The sequence below is a fragment of the Kocuria sp. WN036 genome (assembly GCF_002287015.1).
In the GTDB taxonomy this organism is placed as follows: domain Bacteria; phylum Actinomycetota; class Actinomycetes; order Actinomycetales; family Micrococcaceae; genus Kocuria; species Kocuria rosea.
In genome coordinates this window covers 13,951-29,291 of record NZ_NSKF01000037.1, presented here as the reverse complement: position 1 = coordinate 29,291, position 15,341 = coordinate 13,951, and the positions used below count along the sequence as shown (strand labels likewise).

The 15,341-nt window shown below is 68.0% G+C and carries 16 protein-coding genes and 1 pseudogene; 7 read left to right on the top strand and 10 right to left on the bottom strand.

Going from position 1 to position 15,341, the window contains the following annotated elements:
- Positions 1 to 182: pseudogene (locus CK505_RS18715) on the bottom strand (IS30 family transposase); the annotation flags it as partial.
- Between the two features lie 173 nt (positions 183 to 355).
- On the opposite strand from CK505_RS18715, the gene CK505_RS16600 reads away from it, so the two are divergent.
- Both CK505_RS16600 and istB read left to right on the top strand, forming a co-directional pair.
- Positions 356 to 862 carry a hypothetical protein gene (locus tag CK505_RS16600; RefSeq protein WP_095651758.1) on the top strand — a complete coding sequence of 169 codons (507 nt, stop codon included), beginning with the start codon at positions 356 to 358 and terminating at the stop codon, positions 860 to 862.
- Positions 859 to 1,695, top strand: a complete 837-nt coding sequence (gene istB / locus CK505_RS16595; RefSeq protein ID WP_095651757.1) for an IS21-like element helper ATPase IstB — start codon at positions 859 to 861, stop codon at positions 1,693 to 1,695. The genes CK505_RS16600 and istB overlap by 4 nt, the downstream gene beginning before the upstream one ends.
- Here istB and CK505_RS16590 read toward each other — a convergent pair.
- The 8 genes from CK505_RS16590 to CK505_RS16555 form a co-directional block, all read right to left on the bottom strand.
- Positions 1,687 to 2,244 (bottom strand): hypothetical protein, encoded by a 558-nt coding sequence (locus CK505_RS16590; RefSeq protein WP_095651756.1) that lies wholly within the window; start codon positions 2,242 to 2,244, stop codon positions 1,687 to 1,689. The genes istB and CK505_RS16590 overlap by 9 nt on opposite strands.
- Before the next feature lie 55 nt (positions 2,245 to 2,299).
- Complete coding sequence (locus CK505_RS16585; RefSeq protein ID WP_139318360.1) at positions 2,300 to 2,977, bottom strand: hypothetical protein; 678 nt, start codon at positions 2,975 to 2,977, stop codon at positions 2,300 to 2,302.
- 94 nt (positions 2,978 to 3,071) lie between these two features.
- The gene (locus tag CK505_RS16580; RefSeq protein WP_139318361.1) at positions 3,072 to 3,686 is read right to left on the bottom strand and encodes a DUF2207 domain-containing protein; all 615 of its coding nucleotides are present in this window, start codon (positions 3,684 to 3,686) and stop codon (positions 3,072 to 3,074) included.
- Between the two features lie 295 nt (positions 3,687 to 3,981).
- Positions 3,982 to 5,622, bottom strand: coding sequence for an arginine--tRNA ligase (gene argS, locus CK505_RS16575; RefSeq protein WP_095651755.1), 1,641 nt, complete (start codon positions 5,620 to 5,622; stop codon positions 3,982 to 3,984).
- A gap of 187 nt (positions 5,623 to 5,809) precedes the next feature.
- The gene (locus tag CK505_RS16570) at positions 5,810 to 6,298 is read right to left on the bottom strand and encodes a GNAT family N-acetyltransferase (protein ID WP_095651754.1); all 489 of its coding nucleotides are present in this window, start codon (positions 6,296 to 6,298) and stop codon (positions 5,810 to 5,812) included.
- A gap of 111 nt (positions 6,299 to 6,409) precedes the next feature.
- Positions 6,410 to 6,943, bottom strand: coding sequence for a GNAT family N-acetyltransferase (locus CK505_RS16565; protein ID WP_095651753.1), 534 nt, complete (start codon positions 6,941 to 6,943; stop codon positions 6,410 to 6,412).
- A 129-nt stretch (positions 6,944 to 7,072) separates the two neighbouring features.
- Entirely contained in the window at positions 7,073 to 7,486 is a 414-nt protein-coding gene (locus CK505_RS16560; protein WP_255250990.1) for an ASCH domain-containing protein, read from the bottom strand.
- A gap of 157 nt (positions 7,487 to 7,643) precedes the next feature.
- Positions 7,644 to 8,921, bottom strand: a complete 1,278-nt coding sequence (locus CK505_RS16555; RefSeq protein WP_095651751.1) for an amidohydrolase family protein — start codon at positions 8,919 to 8,921, stop codon at positions 7,644 to 7,646.
- 54 nt (positions 8,922 to 8,975) lie between these two features.
- Here CK505_RS16555 and CK505_RS16550 point away from each other — a divergent pair, with 54 nt between their 5' ends.
- Together CK505_RS16550 and CK505_RS16545 are read left to right on the top strand one after the other, a co-directional pair.
- Positions 8,976 to 9,749 (top strand): MerR family transcriptional regulator, encoded by a 774-nt coding sequence (locus CK505_RS16550; RefSeq protein ID WP_035929384.1) that lies wholly within the window; start codon positions 8,976 to 8,978, stop codon positions 9,747 to 9,749.
- A 390-nt stretch (positions 9,750 to 10,139) separates the two neighbouring features.
- Positions 10,140 to 10,592 (top strand): hypothetical protein, encoded by a 453-nt coding sequence (locus tag CK505_RS16545; protein ID WP_095651750.1) that lies wholly within the window; start codon positions 10,140 to 10,142, stop codon positions 10,590 to 10,592.
- 247 nt (positions 10,593 to 10,839) lie between these two features.
- On the opposite strand, the gene CK505_RS16540 is transcribed toward CK505_RS16545, so the two are convergent.
- On the bottom strand, positions 10,840 to 11,337 hold the full coding sequence (locus CK505_RS16540) for an Lrp/AsnC family transcriptional regulator (protein ID WP_095651749.1): 498 nt from the start codon (positions 11,335 to 11,337) through the stop codon (positions 10,840 to 10,842).
- Positions 11,338 to 11,458: 121 nt separating this feature from the next.
- Here CK505_RS16540 and ald point away from each other — a divergent pair, with 121 nt between their 5' ends.
- From ald to CK505_RS16525, 3 genes are all read left to right on the top strand, one after another.
- Positions 11,459 to 12,577, top strand: coding sequence for an alanine dehydrogenase (gene ald / locus CK505_RS16535; RefSeq protein ID WP_095651748.1), 1,119 nt, complete (start codon positions 11,459 to 11,461; stop codon positions 12,575 to 12,577).
- Positions 12,578 to 12,898: 321 nt separating this feature from the next.
- Positions 12,899 to 14,035 (top strand): M24 family metallopeptidase, encoded by a 1,137-nt coding sequence (locus CK505_RS16530; RefSeq protein WP_017831943.1) that lies wholly within the window; start codon positions 12,899 to 12,901, stop codon positions 14,033 to 14,035.
- Positions 14,036 to 14,042: 7 nt separating this feature from the next.
- On the top strand, positions 14,043 to 15,335 hold the full coding sequence (locus tag CK505_RS16525) for a PLP-dependent aminotransferase family protein (RefSeq protein WP_017831942.1): 1,293 nt from the start codon (positions 14,043 to 14,045) through the stop codon (positions 15,333 to 15,335).
- The last annotated feature ends 6 nt before the right edge of the window (positions 15,336 to 15,341 follow it).

Below are 15,341 nucleotides of genomic sequence, written 5' to 3'. Positions count from 1 at the left end.
GATGGCTGCGCCTCGGCTCTTCTGGCCGGAGCCAGTCCGCCGAGCTCGGCCCGCCACCGGTACCCGGTCTTACGCCCGATCCCGACCATCCGGCACGCCTCGACCGTGCCCACCCCGGTAAGGATTAGCGCCCAGTACTCATCTTCCAGGACCAACCGCCGCTTGCGTCCTCTGATGCCCATCTCCATCCCCTTCATCTACAGGGATGTTGCGACGACCGCTAGAACCCACCGTTGAATCCGCCCGGCGCCCGAGGGTCAGTATTCAGACGGCATCGACACAAGCCGCACTGGATCAGTGGTGCACCACCCGTGGTGACGCCCGGGCCCGCACCACGGCCCAGGGCCGCACGACCGTGGGCGCCCTGGCCGCCGCCGAACCGCTCGGGGCGCTGCCCCCGGCCCCGTTCCCGGCCGTCACCACGGTGACCCGGAAGGTCTCGGCCCAGGCTCTGGTGGCCTACCGCGGCAACTCCTACTCCGTGGCCCCTGAGCTGGCCCACTCCACGGTCACCGTCATCGCCCGCCTCGGCGAGCCGCACCTCGACATCTCCACCAACAACGGGACGGTGATCGCCCGGCACCGTGCCGCCGCCCCTGGTGCCGGAGCGATGGTCCGCGACCACGGCCACGTCATCGCGCTGAACACCGAGGCGATGAAGGCCGCCACCTCGGCGGTGCCGCACCGGAGCAAGGTCCGCATCCCACCAGGGGCCGACGCCCTGGCCGCAGCCGCGGCCCTGCGCGGCACCGCCGCGCCCACGTCCACCACAACCTCGGTCCACGGCGCCGAGGAGGGCTCCGTGGTGATCGATCTGTCCCGCTACGCGGCCGCCGCCAACGGAAGGAACACCCTCACATGAGCACCCCCACGAACATCCCGACAGAGCCCATGAGCCTCTCGCAGGCCTCGACGTATCAGCGGTTGCGCGCCCACCTGGCCGAGCTCAAGCTCACCACCGCCGCCGAGCACCTGCCGGGCGTCCTCGATCAGGCCACCGCCGAGGGCATGTCGATGACCGCCGCCCTGGAGAGACTGCTGGGCCTGGAAGTCGAGGCCACCGAGGCCCGCCGGCTGGCCGGGCGGCTGCGGTTCGCCTCGCTGCCGTCGCCGGCGACCCTGGAGGACTTCGACCTCGAGGCCGCCCCGGGACTGGACCCAGCCCTGGTGAACGAGCTGGCGTCCTGCCGCTACCTCGAGACCGCGACCAACGTGCTGCTGATCGGCCCGCCCGGAGTCGGCAAGACCCACATGGCCGTCGGACTGGCGCGCAAGGCCGCCGAGGCCGGCTACCGCACCTACTTCACCACCGCCGCCGATCTGGCCGCCCGCTGCCACAAGGCCGCGATCGAGGGCCGCTGGGCCACCACCATGCGCTTCTACGCCGGACCCACCCTGCTGGTCATCGACGAGCTGGGCTATCTGCCGCTGCCCGCCGAGGCCGCCTCAGCCCTGTTCCAGGTCGTCTCCCAGCGCTACCTCAAGACCTCAATCATCCTCACCACCAACCGCGGGGTCGGCTCCTGGGGCGAAGTCCTGGGCGACACCACCGTCGCCGCGGCCCTGCTCGACCGGCTCCTGCACCGCTCCGTGGTCCTCAACCTCGACGGCGACTCCTACCGGCTGCGCGCCCACCAAGCCCGCGCCGACACCCTGCGCCGCACCACCACCGGCACCCCACGACCGCTACAGTGACCACAACCACCGGGTGGGGAAAATCGGGGAGCATCCCTGGGGAATCTCAGAAAGCGCCATCAGTGCCGGCGGCTGGCCGCGGCGGGCGTCCATGACGCGCGCGTGGGCCATCTCCATCCGCCCGACCCACAGGATCGTCGTCCCCAGGATCGGCCAGAACGTCATCGCCGAACCCACCCCGACGAAGACCAACCACGCCGCGGTGGCGACCCAGGTGATGATCCCGAACGCCCACCCCGCGAAGACCCCGCCCTGGGCCTGGGTCTGGTAGTCGTAGGGTGCCGGCAGCGGGTCCGGGTCGCCCTCGGTCTCCAGGCGCCGGTGTTTGACGTGCAGCCGTTGGATGCCGATGAAGCACCCGCCCAGGGTGAGCAGCCCGATGATCGCGTTGGAGAACCCGTACCCGCCGGTGGCCACCAACCAGTCCAGTGCGGCCTCGAACACCTCGTCGGCAATGATGAACCAGAACAGCCACGCGCCCAGCCCCCACAGCCACTTCCGGTCCTTCTTCGGGGCGGGCCCCTCACCGGTTCCCGGTGCCACGAACATCGCCTGTCCTTCCCCGGGGTCGTGGGCTCACCGCAACCATGGCCTGGTGCACGTCCTACCGGTCCGGGGACGCGTCGGGTCCGGTCCCCGAGGGCCGGGACTTCCGCAGCCGGTAGCCCAGCACGGCGGCCGCGGCCAATAACCCGGCGGCCAGGCGGGGCAGGATCTCCTCGAACCACGGGTGCACCAGCTCTCCCAGCACCACCCCGGCCGGCCAGGCCACCACCCCGGCGAGGACCAGTAGACCGATCCGCCGCTTCACCCTCTGCCGTCCGGCGGGATCCTGCGGCATCGGGGTGGTGGACTGCTGGTGGCCCTCCCGGTCGAAGAGCATGAACGGCAGGGTCGCGAAGAGGTTGGCGAACATCGTCCGATACGCCAGGGACGCGTCGAAGATGTCGCCCTCCTCGGCGGGCAGGGTCGCGAAGAAGATCGCCATGCCGACGACCACTACGGTCAAGGCCGCGACGGTCAGCAGGCGTCGGCGGTCCCGGACGAAGACGATGTCCCGGCCCTTGGACCGGCCGCGGATCAGCCACGCCCCGCCGACGGCCAACCCGGCGCCCCAGAGGAAGAACCCCCAGATGGTCAGCTGCTCGCTGCCGGAGGTCGTGGTCAGGTACGGCAGGGATGAGAGCACGCACACCAGGCTCAGCCCCAGGGTGATGGCCCCGCACAGGGTGCGGAACCACGGGCCCGGTGTGCCAGTAGTGGGTCGTGCTTCGACTGCCATGGTGCGTCCCTATCGTCGTCGTGAGCGGTGAAGGCGGGCCATGCTCAGCTGGGTCGCGGCCGCAGTACAGGGGGGTGCGTCGTCCCTTCTGGTCTCACCGGGTGTAGCGGGGTCGGGTGAACCAGGCACGCAGCGGGGCGCCGAAGGCGGTCACCAACCAAGCAATGTTGACCACGATGAAGGCAATCCCGAGGCCGATCAGCACAATCGCCCACTGCCCGTAGAGCCAGAACCCGAAGAGATTGCCCAGAAAGCCCAGGGAGCTCAGGATCGCCAGCACGATGCCGGTGATCCGAGCCCAGTTCGCGCCCTTGCGCAGGAAGACGTAGGCGGTGGCGTACAGACCCAGCAACACCACCACCGCGATCACCCCGGAGGCCATCGAGATCCCGCGCATCTGCTCGACCATGGTCCCGATCTGGCCGGCGTCCTCGGCCGGCATGCCCATGCGCTGGTACATCGCGGCGAAGTCCGTCGTGGCGTAGATGATCGTGACCAACACCCCAAGTGCCGCATACAGGGCGCCCGAGGCCACGGTCAGACCCAGCAGCCGCTGGAGCTGCCGCGGCGCCGGCACGGCCCCACGCTGCTGCCCGGGGCCACGATCCGCGCCTTCGGGCCATCCTTGTGAGGAGTATCGGGGCGGGGTCCTGCGGGAGGACTCGTACGGGCAAGCAGGGTTGCCCGGGTCCTGTGGTGGGCTGGTCATGACCGGAACTCCTTCGAGGCGCCGATGGGCTGTCAGTGGGGCCGCGCGTAAGCGCGAACGGTCGCTGCCCCGATCTGCGAGACCCTTCAGACGGCACCGCGCATCCACACCCCTCCCCCATAATGTGCTAAGGCACACGTCGAAGGGGGGTGGCGCGCGTCCCTACTAATGGGGTCCTCACGCCCAGGTGATGCCGCAGCGGAAGACGGCCAACTCCTCGGCGGGAATCCCATCCACCTTCACCCGCAAAGGAACCTCTACTGAGAATCCACGGGACAGATTGCTCCGTACTCGGTTACATCCTCGTGGGTGCCGAAACGCCGAGGAGGTCGAGGCCGTTGGCCAGGACCTGCTGGGTGGCGTTGTTCAGCCACAGGCGCGAGCGGTGCACGTCCTGGATCGGGGCGTCTCCCTGGGGAGCGATGCGGCAGGCGTCATACCAACGGTGGTAGGTGCCGGCGATGACCTCGAGGTGGCGGGCGACGCGGTGTGGTTCCCGGAAGGTCGCCGATTGGGCGACCACCCCGGGGAACTGCCCGAGCGCGGCCAGCAGGTCGCCCTCGGTGGGATGATCCAGCGACGCCGCGTCGAAGCTGCCGGTGTCCACTCCGGCCGACTCCGCATTGCGGGCCACGGCGTGGGTCCGGGCATGGGCGTACTGGACGTAGAACACCGGGTTCTCGTTGGTGTTCTTCTGCAGCAGCTGCGGATCGATCGACATCGCCGAGTCCGCCGAGGATCGGCCCAGCGAGTACCGCAGCGCGTCCTTGCCGAGCCACTGCAACAGATCCCGCAGCTCGATGATGTTCCCGGCCCTCTTCGACAGGCGGGCTCCGTTCACGGACACCATCTGGCCGATGAGCACCTGGATGTTGTGCTCCATGTCGTCCCCGGCGCAGGCGGCAATGGCCTGCAGCCGGCCGATGTAGCCGTGGTGGTCGGCGCCGAGCAGATAGATCTTCTGCTCGAACCCGCGGTCCTTCTTCGACAGGTAGTACGCCGCGTCCGCGGCGAAGTACGTGGGCTCACCGTTGGCCCGAATGAGGACACGGTCCTTGTCGTCGCCGAAGTCGGTGGTGCGCAGCCAGACGGCACCCTCGAGATCGAAGACGTGACCCTGCTCCCGCAGGCGGTCCACCGCCTGCACCACCGCTCCGCCCTCGTGCAGGTCCGACTCGGAGAAGAACACGTCGAAGTGCACCCCGAAGTCGGCCAAGGTCTCCTCGATGTCGGCCATCTGCGCTCGATAGGCCAGTTCCCGGACGATCGGCAGCGCCTCATCATCATCCATGTCCGCCAGCTCCGGCCGGGCAGTCAGAGCCTCGCGGCCAAGATCGGCGATGTACTCCCCCGGATAGCCGCCCTCCGGGACCGGTCGGCCCTTGATGGTGGCCAGGACGGAGGCGGCGAAGGTGTTCATCTGCGTTCCGGCGTCATTGATGTAGTACTCCGCCGTCACCGCCGCGCCGCTGGCGCGCAGCACACGGGCGATCGAGTCGCCCAGTGCGGCCCAGCGGGTGTGGGCCAGATGCAAGGGCCCGGTGGGATTGGCCGAGACGAACTCCATGTTGATGGTGTGACCCGTCAGGGCGTCGTTGGTGCCGTAGGCGGGTCCTGCCTCGACGATGGTGCGGGCGAGCTCGCCCGCCGCGCCGGCGTCCAGGGTGATATTGAGGAAACCCGGGCCGGCCACGTCGACGCTCTTGACGCCGTCGATGCCGGCCAACCGGTCGCTGAGGACCTGGGCGAGCTCGCGCGGGTTCCTCCCCGCCTTCTGGCCCAGTTGCAGGGCGATGTTCGTGGCCCAGTCACCGTGCTCCCGGTTCTTCGGTCGCTCCACACGCACCTCCGAGGGGAGGTCGACATCGAAGTCACCGGCCTCGACAGCGGCCTGCAAACAAGCGGAAATGGCGGCGGATAATTCCTCAGGAGTCACCCATGAAGCATAACGCCGCCCTCTGCAGCGCCCCGATCCCCCTGACATGGTCGCCACCAGTGCACAATAGCGACAAACACCACTTCTCAGACACCAAAGCCACATCCGATGGGAACCCCAATTGCAGCGCGTGACCTTCGTGACGGCCCCGGTCGATCCGAGAAGAGAGCCAGCAGGCAGGAGCGGCTCAGTCGGTTCGTGGTCGCTCCATCTCCACGGCATGCCAGGGCTGGCCGTTCACCTCGGTGCTGCGCACCCGGCCGGTCTGGCGGAACCCCAGATCCTCGTACACGCGCCGAGCCGTGACGTTGTGCGCGTACACGCCCAGTTTCATGGTCGGCAGCTCCGTGACCTCGAAACCCGTGCGCACCGCTGTACTGATCAGCTCGCGACCCAGGCCACGCCCTCGAACTGCCGGATCGAGGAGGATGCACCCGAGCCGCATCATGGCTGCGTCGTGGTCGACCAGCAGGGAGGCGTGGCCGACCGGATTCCCCGACTCGGGGTCCAGCCCGGTCCAGTACCGACGCTGATCATTTCGCAGGTAGCGCTCCAGCTGCCCCCGATCCAGCGGCCAGGCAAAGGTGCGCCCGGACCAGAGCACCATGTCCGCCTCGGAGAAAACCCAGCCTAGGAAGAGATCCAGATCGGCTGGGACCGTCTCTCGCAGGCGCATGCCCCCATGCTAGGCACACCCCGGCATGGGTCGGTGCTACGGCCGTTGAGGCAGCCTGTTCGAAGCCGGAGGCATACCGTGACCAGGCCGCCTCACCACAGGACAAGAACGTCAACGCTTTCGGAAGACCCGGCACAGCCGGCCCTCGGCCAGGACCTCCTCCACGAGTTCCAGCCCTGCTTTCTCGAGGACCCGCTGCGAAGCGACGTTCTCCACGAACGTCTCCGCCCAGACCGGCAGACCCATCTCCTCACCGATGCCGACGAGCTCAGCGACCACCTCGGTCGCCAGACCGCACCCCCACACCTCCGGTCGCAGTGCGTACCCGACCCACAACTGCCAGGACTGCCCCTCAGGACCCGGCTGGAGACGCAGCGTGGCATCCCCGATCATCCGACCCTCTAGGAGGACCGCCACCCCGCGCACGAACCACCCCGACACCGAATCCCGCCCGGACAAGCGAGAATGAATGCGCTCCTGCACCCCATCGCGCGACAGCGGGGCATGGCCCAAGTGCTCGGTGACGTGCGGGTCACCCCGATAGACGAGCATCGCCTCCAGGTCGGCATCCTGTACGGGGCGCAGCAGGCATCGGTCGGTGTGCCGAGGCCACGCCCCGGCGATCGGGTCAGGCGGATCGAACATGTCTCCAATCGACCATGCGTGCGCGGCACCACAGCGCGCAGAACCTCTGGTGTCGCTTCAGAACCCCAACTGCAACGGGTCTGATCCAGGAATCATGCGGCTCTGAGGCCGCCGATGAGGGTACTTCCGCTAGTCCTGCAGGAGCCGGAATCGCTCCAGCACCACAAGCGTGTCGTCGTCCAAGTCCCGCACTGGGGCCTCGGCACACGCCTCCGGCGGCGTGGCCGTCCAGAACACCTCGTGAGCCTCCCGCCACTGGGACACGCTGCGGTGCCCCTCGCCCTCGGCCAGCACGTGCTCCCAGGGCACCTCGGCCAATCGCATCGTGGCCACCTCGGTGATCTCCAAGGTGGCAACCACCCGCCCGGTGGAGTCCATGAGGGCCTGACATTCGCCGAGGCGCGGCAGGGTCTGGCCCTTGGCTTCGTAGTCACCCAGCAGCGACGATGTGCCTGTCTTCGTGCCGGACCGGATCAGCTGGACGAGCCGGTCCCGCAACGGTCCGGGTGCCGCGAACTCGGCCACCGGCATCGATTCATCCATGGGTCGAGTATGCCGCCCAGTGACCCAAAAGGAGCGCACTCGATGCTACGGGCAACGCGCTCACACGGGAATCAAGTGCCCACCAACGAACCCCAACTGCAACAGGGTTCATCGGCGGTTTCTCGATCGGTCCGCTGGGGCTGGTCGAGTGCCGCGGTCAGGAGGTCAACTGCGGCCACACCTGGTGGATGGCGGCGATGATCTTTTCGGTGGTGGCCTGCAGTGCCACCAGGTCGGTCTCCTCCTCAAGGCTGCCCCGATACCCGTCCAGATCCACTGCCACACCCTGTTTCCATACGGCGGTGATGTCCTGGGTGGCGGTGATGCCTTCATCCGGGCGCCCGGCCACGAGGACGAGATCGGCCCGTGCCCCCGGGCGGATCACCCCGCGGTCCTGAAGGCCGAAGGCGGCCGCCGGGCCGGAGGTCGCCGCGGCCAGTGCGTCCAGCGGGCTCAGCCCGGCGGCCACGAGATGCTGGAGTTCCCGGTGCAGGCTCGCCCCGTGGACCAGACCCGGGTTGGGGGCATCGGTGCCGGCCAGGATCGGCACCCCCCGGGCGTGCAGTGCCCCCACGTTGCGCCTGGCGGCGGCGAAGTCGGGCGCCCCTGGGGGCATCCACCGCTTTCCCTGGCGCTGGAGCATCCCGGTCCATCCCGGTCCCAGGCGCGAAGCCAGGCGCGACTGACCCAGTAGCGGCATGGTGCCGTCCGGGCCCGGGAAGCCGTCGGCGATGCCCAGTGTGGCGATCACCGGTACCCGGGATGCGGCCAAGACCTCCAGCTGGGCCTCGCTCAACGGCTCGAACGGCACGTGGGCGAGGACGTCGACGCCCTGGGCCACGACGTCGACGGCAGCCGCGGCACTGGTGACGTGGGCGACCACCAGCATCCCGCCCGTGTGGGCGGCCCGGACCAGGGCGGCCACCGTGGGCAGATCCAAGGAGGGCATGCGCATCGGGGCGGTCGAGCCGTCGTCGTAGAAGACCTTCAGATGGGTCGCACCCTCTCCCCTGCGGTCGGCGACGAAGGCCGCGGCGTCCTTGGGTCCGGTGACGTAGGGAAAGGGTGCGTAGGCCATCGTGGGATGCCCACCTGGGGCGGTCGCCCCGATGCTCGAGGTCCTGATCTGCGCCACCTCCGGTCGGTGGTTGCGGGCCAGGACCGGGGTGATCACCTCAGGTTTGCTGAACTGGTCGATCCCGGTGGTCACCCCGAACGTCACCGCCTGGTGGGCGGTCCCGGGCAGCAGGTGCAGGTGCGCATCGATGAGCCCGGGCAGCAGGGTGACCCCACCTGCCTCCACCACGATGTCCCCGGCGGCCACCAGTTCGGGCCCTCCCACAGCTTCGATGCGCCCGTCCACCACGCGCACCGTGTCATGGGCGCTCATAGTGGTGCCGTCGAAAATCCTCGCGTTATTGATCGTCAGTGCCATGGCTTTCACGGTAGAAGTTGACGCTACGAGAAGGTCAAGGCGATACGGTGGAGCGTGCGCTACTCCATCAGCCAGCTCGCCACCATGGCCGGGATCAGCGCCCGGACCCTGCGCCACTACGACGCCATCGGGCTCCTGGCACCGGCTGAGATCGGGGCCAATGGCTACCGTTGGTACGGCCGGGAGCAACTGCTGCGTCTGCAGCGCATTCTGTTGCTGCGCGAAGTGGGTGTGCCGCTGGGGCAGATCGGGCAGGTGATCGACGGGCAGGTCAACGAGATCACCGCCCTGCGCGCCCAGCGCGAACAGATCCTCGCCGAGCAACACCGTCTGGGCACCGTGATCGAAACCATCGAGGCCACGATCACCGACCTCACCGGCGCCCACACCATGGAACCTGCGGACTTCTTCCGCGGCCTCCACCACGACCGCACTCGGCTGAAGGACCGGCTCAGGGCCGCCCACGGCCCAGCAGTCGAGCACACCTTCGCCGCCGTCGAGACCGCCACCGACGGCTGGGAAATGACCGACTACGAACAAGCAGCCGCCGATAGCCGAGCCTTGCTCCACCGCATGGCCGGACTCATGCGACACCAGGTGCCGCCTGATGACCAGGACGCCCAACAGCTCGTCGAGGAACACCACGAAGCCATCGCCCAGTTCTGGAAACCGGATGCCGAGGCCTACCGCGCCCTGGCCGATCACTACCTCAACGACGACCAACAACGGACCTGGATCGCCGACGTCGACCCAGCCCTACCCGGCTGGCTGGCGACAGCAATGAAGTACTACGCCACCCACCACCTGCACGGCGCAACCACGCCTTGACCCCTAGCAGAACCGGTCACGGAGGAACCCCCATCGCAACCTCACCCTTGTGGAGATGTCCGGTAGCCGGCCATATGTAAAGCGGTGGGCTGAGCCGCAAGCGGGAATTCGGTGCCCGGTCCGGGATGGCATGGTCGCTCTGGCCCCGTCCCACCTTCCCGACCTCGACGCCGGTTTGTTCAAGCGCCGATGCTGAGACTAGGGGTCGGTGAGACCGGCCGGTACGTGTGAGCAAACCAACGGTCTCCCGCTGAGGAGTTTGGCCGCAGTCGGTGATAAACCGAAAGGGAGGGTCCGTGCCAGCCACCGTGCCGCTGGCCGCCATCATCCTCGTGCTTCCTTGACCCATCGCCATCTGCATTTGTTCCCGTTTGCCCTCTGGAGCCCCCTGTGAGCCTGCAGCAGTCCTTCGACGACCCGCACCGTCCCACCACCGACACGACGGTGCGGGTCTTTCCCAACATCGCGCCAACCCCCCGATCGCCGGAGCCGACATGGTGGAACAACCCGGCCGCGATCGCACTGATCGGCATGCCCCTGTCCGTGGGCCTCACCTGGCTCCCCTGGCTTCCCCCAATTCTGGGTGTGGTGGCCATGCTGAGCAGTCTCGTCGTGGCCGTCTGCGCAGCAGTGGCTCACTTGACCTGGCCCGAAAGCCACGTCAAGGCATTGACAGAAGGCGCCTGGGTGGCCCGGCAGTGCGGCTACCAAGCAGCCGTCAGCGGCCACGAGCTGCACTGGATGGATGGTGACGACACGATCAAGCACGCCACCGTCGTGCGCGGAAGCACCGGATGGGACCTCATCCTGACCGCCCAGAACACCAGCATTAGTGTCGACTGATCAATTCCTCAATCGAATCCGCGACTAATACAGGTCATATGTAGAGTCGAGCCCCTGAAATGCTGACGCGACACCCAGGGAATCCTTAATTTCACGTCCGCATGGACCAGGCGGCCTCGCCATAGCTGTGCCATAAACAGCAAGACACGGTGATAGTGGCTGACCCGCTGCCAAGCTCGCGGATACACCTACTTCGTCTTGCCTGTGCACAGGAACGGCGTGCCCTGCCGTCGTCGTGGCTCGTTATTCAGAGAGCATCGAGACCTGTCACATGCTCGAAAATCAGACTGGTCTGGGTGGCAGCCACGATTGGGTTCGAGGACAGGTGTTCGAGCACGAATTGGCGGATGTGGTCGGTGTCCCGCGTGATGACGTGAATCAGGAAGTCGTCCACTCCGCCGACGAAGAAGAACTGGGTAACTTCCGGCACCTTCTTCAAGTTCTCGCCGAAGGCGGCCATTTGCTGACGAGCTCCGGGGCGCAGGCGCACGCTGATCAGCGCCTCGATGGTCTGCCCCGATGCTTTGGGGTCCACCTCGATGGTGAAGCGACGGATTACTCCGGCCCGCTGCAGGGTCTTCATCCTCGCCAGGCACGTGGAGGGGGCCACCCCGAGGTTCTCGCTCAGGGCTTGGTTGGTCATCCGCGCGTTGGCTCGCAGCAGTTCCAGCAGGCGACGGTCGAGGTCGTCGAGCTCGTAGGGCGGGCGTCGATCCTGCGGCGAAGGTTGTGTGATGCCGATCACCTTTTCTACCATTCTGTAGATTTGGCACGAACTCTCGAAGAATCTGCAATTCTACCTCCAGCGATGGCATGAATACGCCAGAATTTCTTCGTCTAGTCCATGTTTCTTCGGAAGGTCCATCATGATTGTCTCCGTTCCCCGCGAAGTAAAGAACAACGAGTACCGGGTGGCCATCACCGCCTCGGGCGTGCACGAGCTGGTCACCCACGGCCACGAGGTCCTCGTCGAGGCCGGGGCCGGGATCGGCTCGGGGATCGACGACGACGCCTACACCGCTGCCGGCGCACAGATCCTCGCCGACGCGGACGAGCTGTGGGCCCGCGCCGACATGGTCCTGAAGGTCAAGGAGCCGGTGGCCTCCGAATACCACCGCTTCCGCGAGGGTCTGGTGCTGTTCACCTACCTGCACCTGGCCGCCGAGCCCGAGCTGACGGCCGCACTGCTGAAGGCCGGGGTCACCGCCATCGCCTACGAGACGGTCCAGACCGCGGATCGGCGCCTGCCCCTGCTGGCCCCGATGAGCGAGGTCGCCGGGCGGCTGGCCGTCCAGGCCGGGGCCGCGGCTTTGACCGCCCCGGCCGGCGGCAAGGGCGTGCTGCTGGGCGGGGTGCCTGGGGTGCGACCGGCGAAGGTCACCGTCCTGGGCGCGGGAGTGGCCGGCACCAACGCCGCCGCCATGGCCGTGGGCCTGGGCGCGGACGTGAGCATCCTCGACATCAACGTCGACCGCCTGCGGCAGCTCGACGACCGGTACGCTGGGCGCCTCACGACCATCGCCTCCAACGCCTACGAGGTCGAGCGCGCCGTGACCGAGGCGGACCTGGTCATCGGCTCCGTGCTGATCCCCGGGGCGAGGGCCCCCAAGCTGGTGACCAGCGCGATGGTCGCGGCCATGAAGCCCGGCAGCGTGCTGGTGGACATCGCCGTGGACCAGGGCGGCTGCTTCGCCGATTCCCGGCCCACCACCCACGAGGACCCCACCTTCCGCGTCCACGACACGGTCTTCTACTGCGTGGCCAACATGCCCGGGGCCGTGCCGAACACCTCCACCTACGCGCTGACCAACGTCACCCTCCCCTACGCCGTGGCCCTGGCCGACAAGGGCGCCGAGGCCGCCCTGGCCGCCGACCCGGCCCTGGCTGCCGGGCTCAACGTTCACGCCGGGCGGGTCACCCACCGCTCCGTGAGCGAGGCCCACGGCCTGGACTACACCGACCGGCAGGATCTGGTCGCGGCCTGACGGGATAGAACTGAAGTGAACCCCATCGGCCAGGCTCCTCGCGCTTAGCAGCACCAGTAATGGTGCGGGACTTTGACGGGGTCGGCTGAGCAAGGACTCGGCAGAGCTTTACGACCATGACTTCCGCACCGGTCGCCCAGGGCATAACCAGCCGTCTATTGTTGACAATAAGAACGACAGATTTGATGATGAGCTATGACCACATCGCAGCATGGCCCCGGCAACATCACAGAGTTGGGCCTCGGTGTCCCGGATCGACAGGGCAACGCCGATGTCCGTGCGTCTCTCTTTTCCGCTGAGGAGTACGCACAGCGTCTGGTGATGGTGCGTGAGCGCATGGACTATCAGGGACTCGGCGCCCTGATCGTGACGGATCCCGCGAACATCTTCTACCTCACCGGTTACGATGCCTGGTCGTTCTACACCCCGCAGATGCTGTTCGTGCCGGCGCAGGGCGAGATGCTCCTCTATTTGCGGGAGATGGACGCCAACGGGGCCTTCCGCACCTCGTGGTTGCCCCCGGATCAGATCGTCGGCTATCCCGAGCGCTACGTCCACCGTCCCCATCTGCATCCCTTCGACTGGGTGGCGTTCGATCTGCGCCGCCGCGGCCAGATCGCCCCGGCCGCCCGCGGGTGCGTCGGCCTCGAGATGGACTCCCACTTCTTCTCCCCCAAGGGGTACCGCTCCCTGGTCAACGCGCTGCCGGAGTGGACACTCGTTGACTGCTTCGAGCTTGTGAACTGGGCGCGTGCCGTGAAGTCGGAGGCCGAGATCCAGTACATGCGCACCGCGGCCCGGGTCACCACGGCAGCGATGCAGGCCGCGATCGACGCGATCGAGCCCGGTGTCCCGCAGAACCGGGTGGCCGCCCAGATCGCCCGGGCCCAGGCCGAGGGCGTCGACGACGCGTGGGGCGACTTCCCCGCGATCGTGCCCATGCTGCCGACGGGCGCCTCCGCCGACACCCCGCACCTGACATGGTCCGACCGTGTCCTGCGGGAGGGCGACGCCGTGGTCGTGGAGCTGGCCGGCGCGCACCGGCGCTACCACGTCCCTCTGGCCCGCACGGTGATGCTGGGCCCGCCCACGGACGAGCTGCTGCGCCTGGAGGCGGCCGTGGGCGAGGGTCTGCAGGCCGTCCTGGACACCGTGGCCGAAGGTGTGCCGGTCCGGGAGCTGGCCAGGGCCTGGAACTGGTCGCTGGCAGAGCGCGGACTGGAGAAGCACAGCCGGCTCGGATACTCCATCGGCATCGGTTATCCACCCGACTGGGGGGAGCGCACTATCAGCATCCGCACGGAGGACGAGTCCGTGCTGACCGAGAACATGACCTTCCACGTCATCTGCGGCATGTGGATGACCGGGTACGGGTACGAGGTCTCCGAGTCCGTGCGCGTCACGCGCACCGGGGTGGAGACTTTCACCTCGTTCCCCCGAGCACTCATCAGGAAGTGAGAAACCCATGACGACCACCACCACACACCTCACCACGGTCGAGAACCTCGCCGTCAAGCCCACTCACGGGATCAGTGGGGACCCGGGCCAGGGGCTGTTGCCCCTGGCCCGGCGAGCCGACGGACTCGTCGGCTCCGTGATCGACTCCTCCACTTCCCTACTGGCCGCCCAGACCCACGACATCGTCCGCTTCGCGATGGGCGCCCCCGCCGCCGAGGTGATCCCCACCGCCGAGTTCCGCCGCATCGCCGCGGAGGTCCTTGACGACAGTTCCTTCACCTACGGGGCCACCGAGGGAGAGCCCGGGCTGATCGAGACGGTGGTAGAGCACCACTCGACCACCCCGGAGCCGACCCGCCCCGAGCGCCTCGTGATCACCTCCGGGGGCATGCAGGGTCTCGACCTGGCGTTCAAGCTGTTCGTGGACCCCGGGGACCTCGTGGTGGTCGAGAGCCCCACCTACACGAACGGCTCCGGCACGGCCCTGAGCTACGGCGCGGACATCCTCGAGGTCCCGATGGACCGAAACGGCATGGACGTGGACGCGCTGGAGACCCTGGTGGCCGAATCCGGCCGGACCCCCCGGGTCATCTACACCATCCCGAACTTCCAGAACCCCTCCGGCACCACCCTCAGCGAGGCCCGCAGGGTCCGCATCCTGGAGCTGGCCCATCGGTGGGGATCGATGATCCTCGACGACGACCCGTACGGGGGCCTGCGCTTCGCCGGCCAGGATGTCCCGGGCTTCCGCGAGATCAGCCCGGACGACCCCCTGGTCTTCTCGGTGCGGACCTTCTCCAAGGTCCTCGCCCCCGGGCTGCGCGTGGGGTGGGTGGACGCGGACCCGAAGCTGCGCAAGCTGCTGATCGCCGGCAAGCAGGCCATGGACACCTGCACGAACGTCCCCGCCCAGCACATCGTGGAGCGGTTCGTGCGCCAGGGCGGCTACGACGACCACCTGGCCGGCCTGCGCACGGAGTACCGGCGGCGCAAGCAGGCCATGGATGCCTCGATCGCCCGTCACCTGGGCTCCCGGGTGACCACCACGGATCCCGAGGGCGGGTTCTTCCTCTGGGTGACCCTCCAGGGCGAGGACGCCAGGGTATCCACCTCGCGGCTGTTCGAGATCGCCCTCGCCGAGGGCGTCGCCTTCATCCCCGGGGCGGCGCTGTCCCCCTCGGGCCGGTTCGAGGACGCCTTCCGGCTCTGCTTCGCCTCGACCACCCCGGAGCGCACGGAGGTGGGGCTGCAGCGTCTGGCGCGCGCCCTGGACATCGCCCGCGCGGAGCTCGACCGCTGAACGACG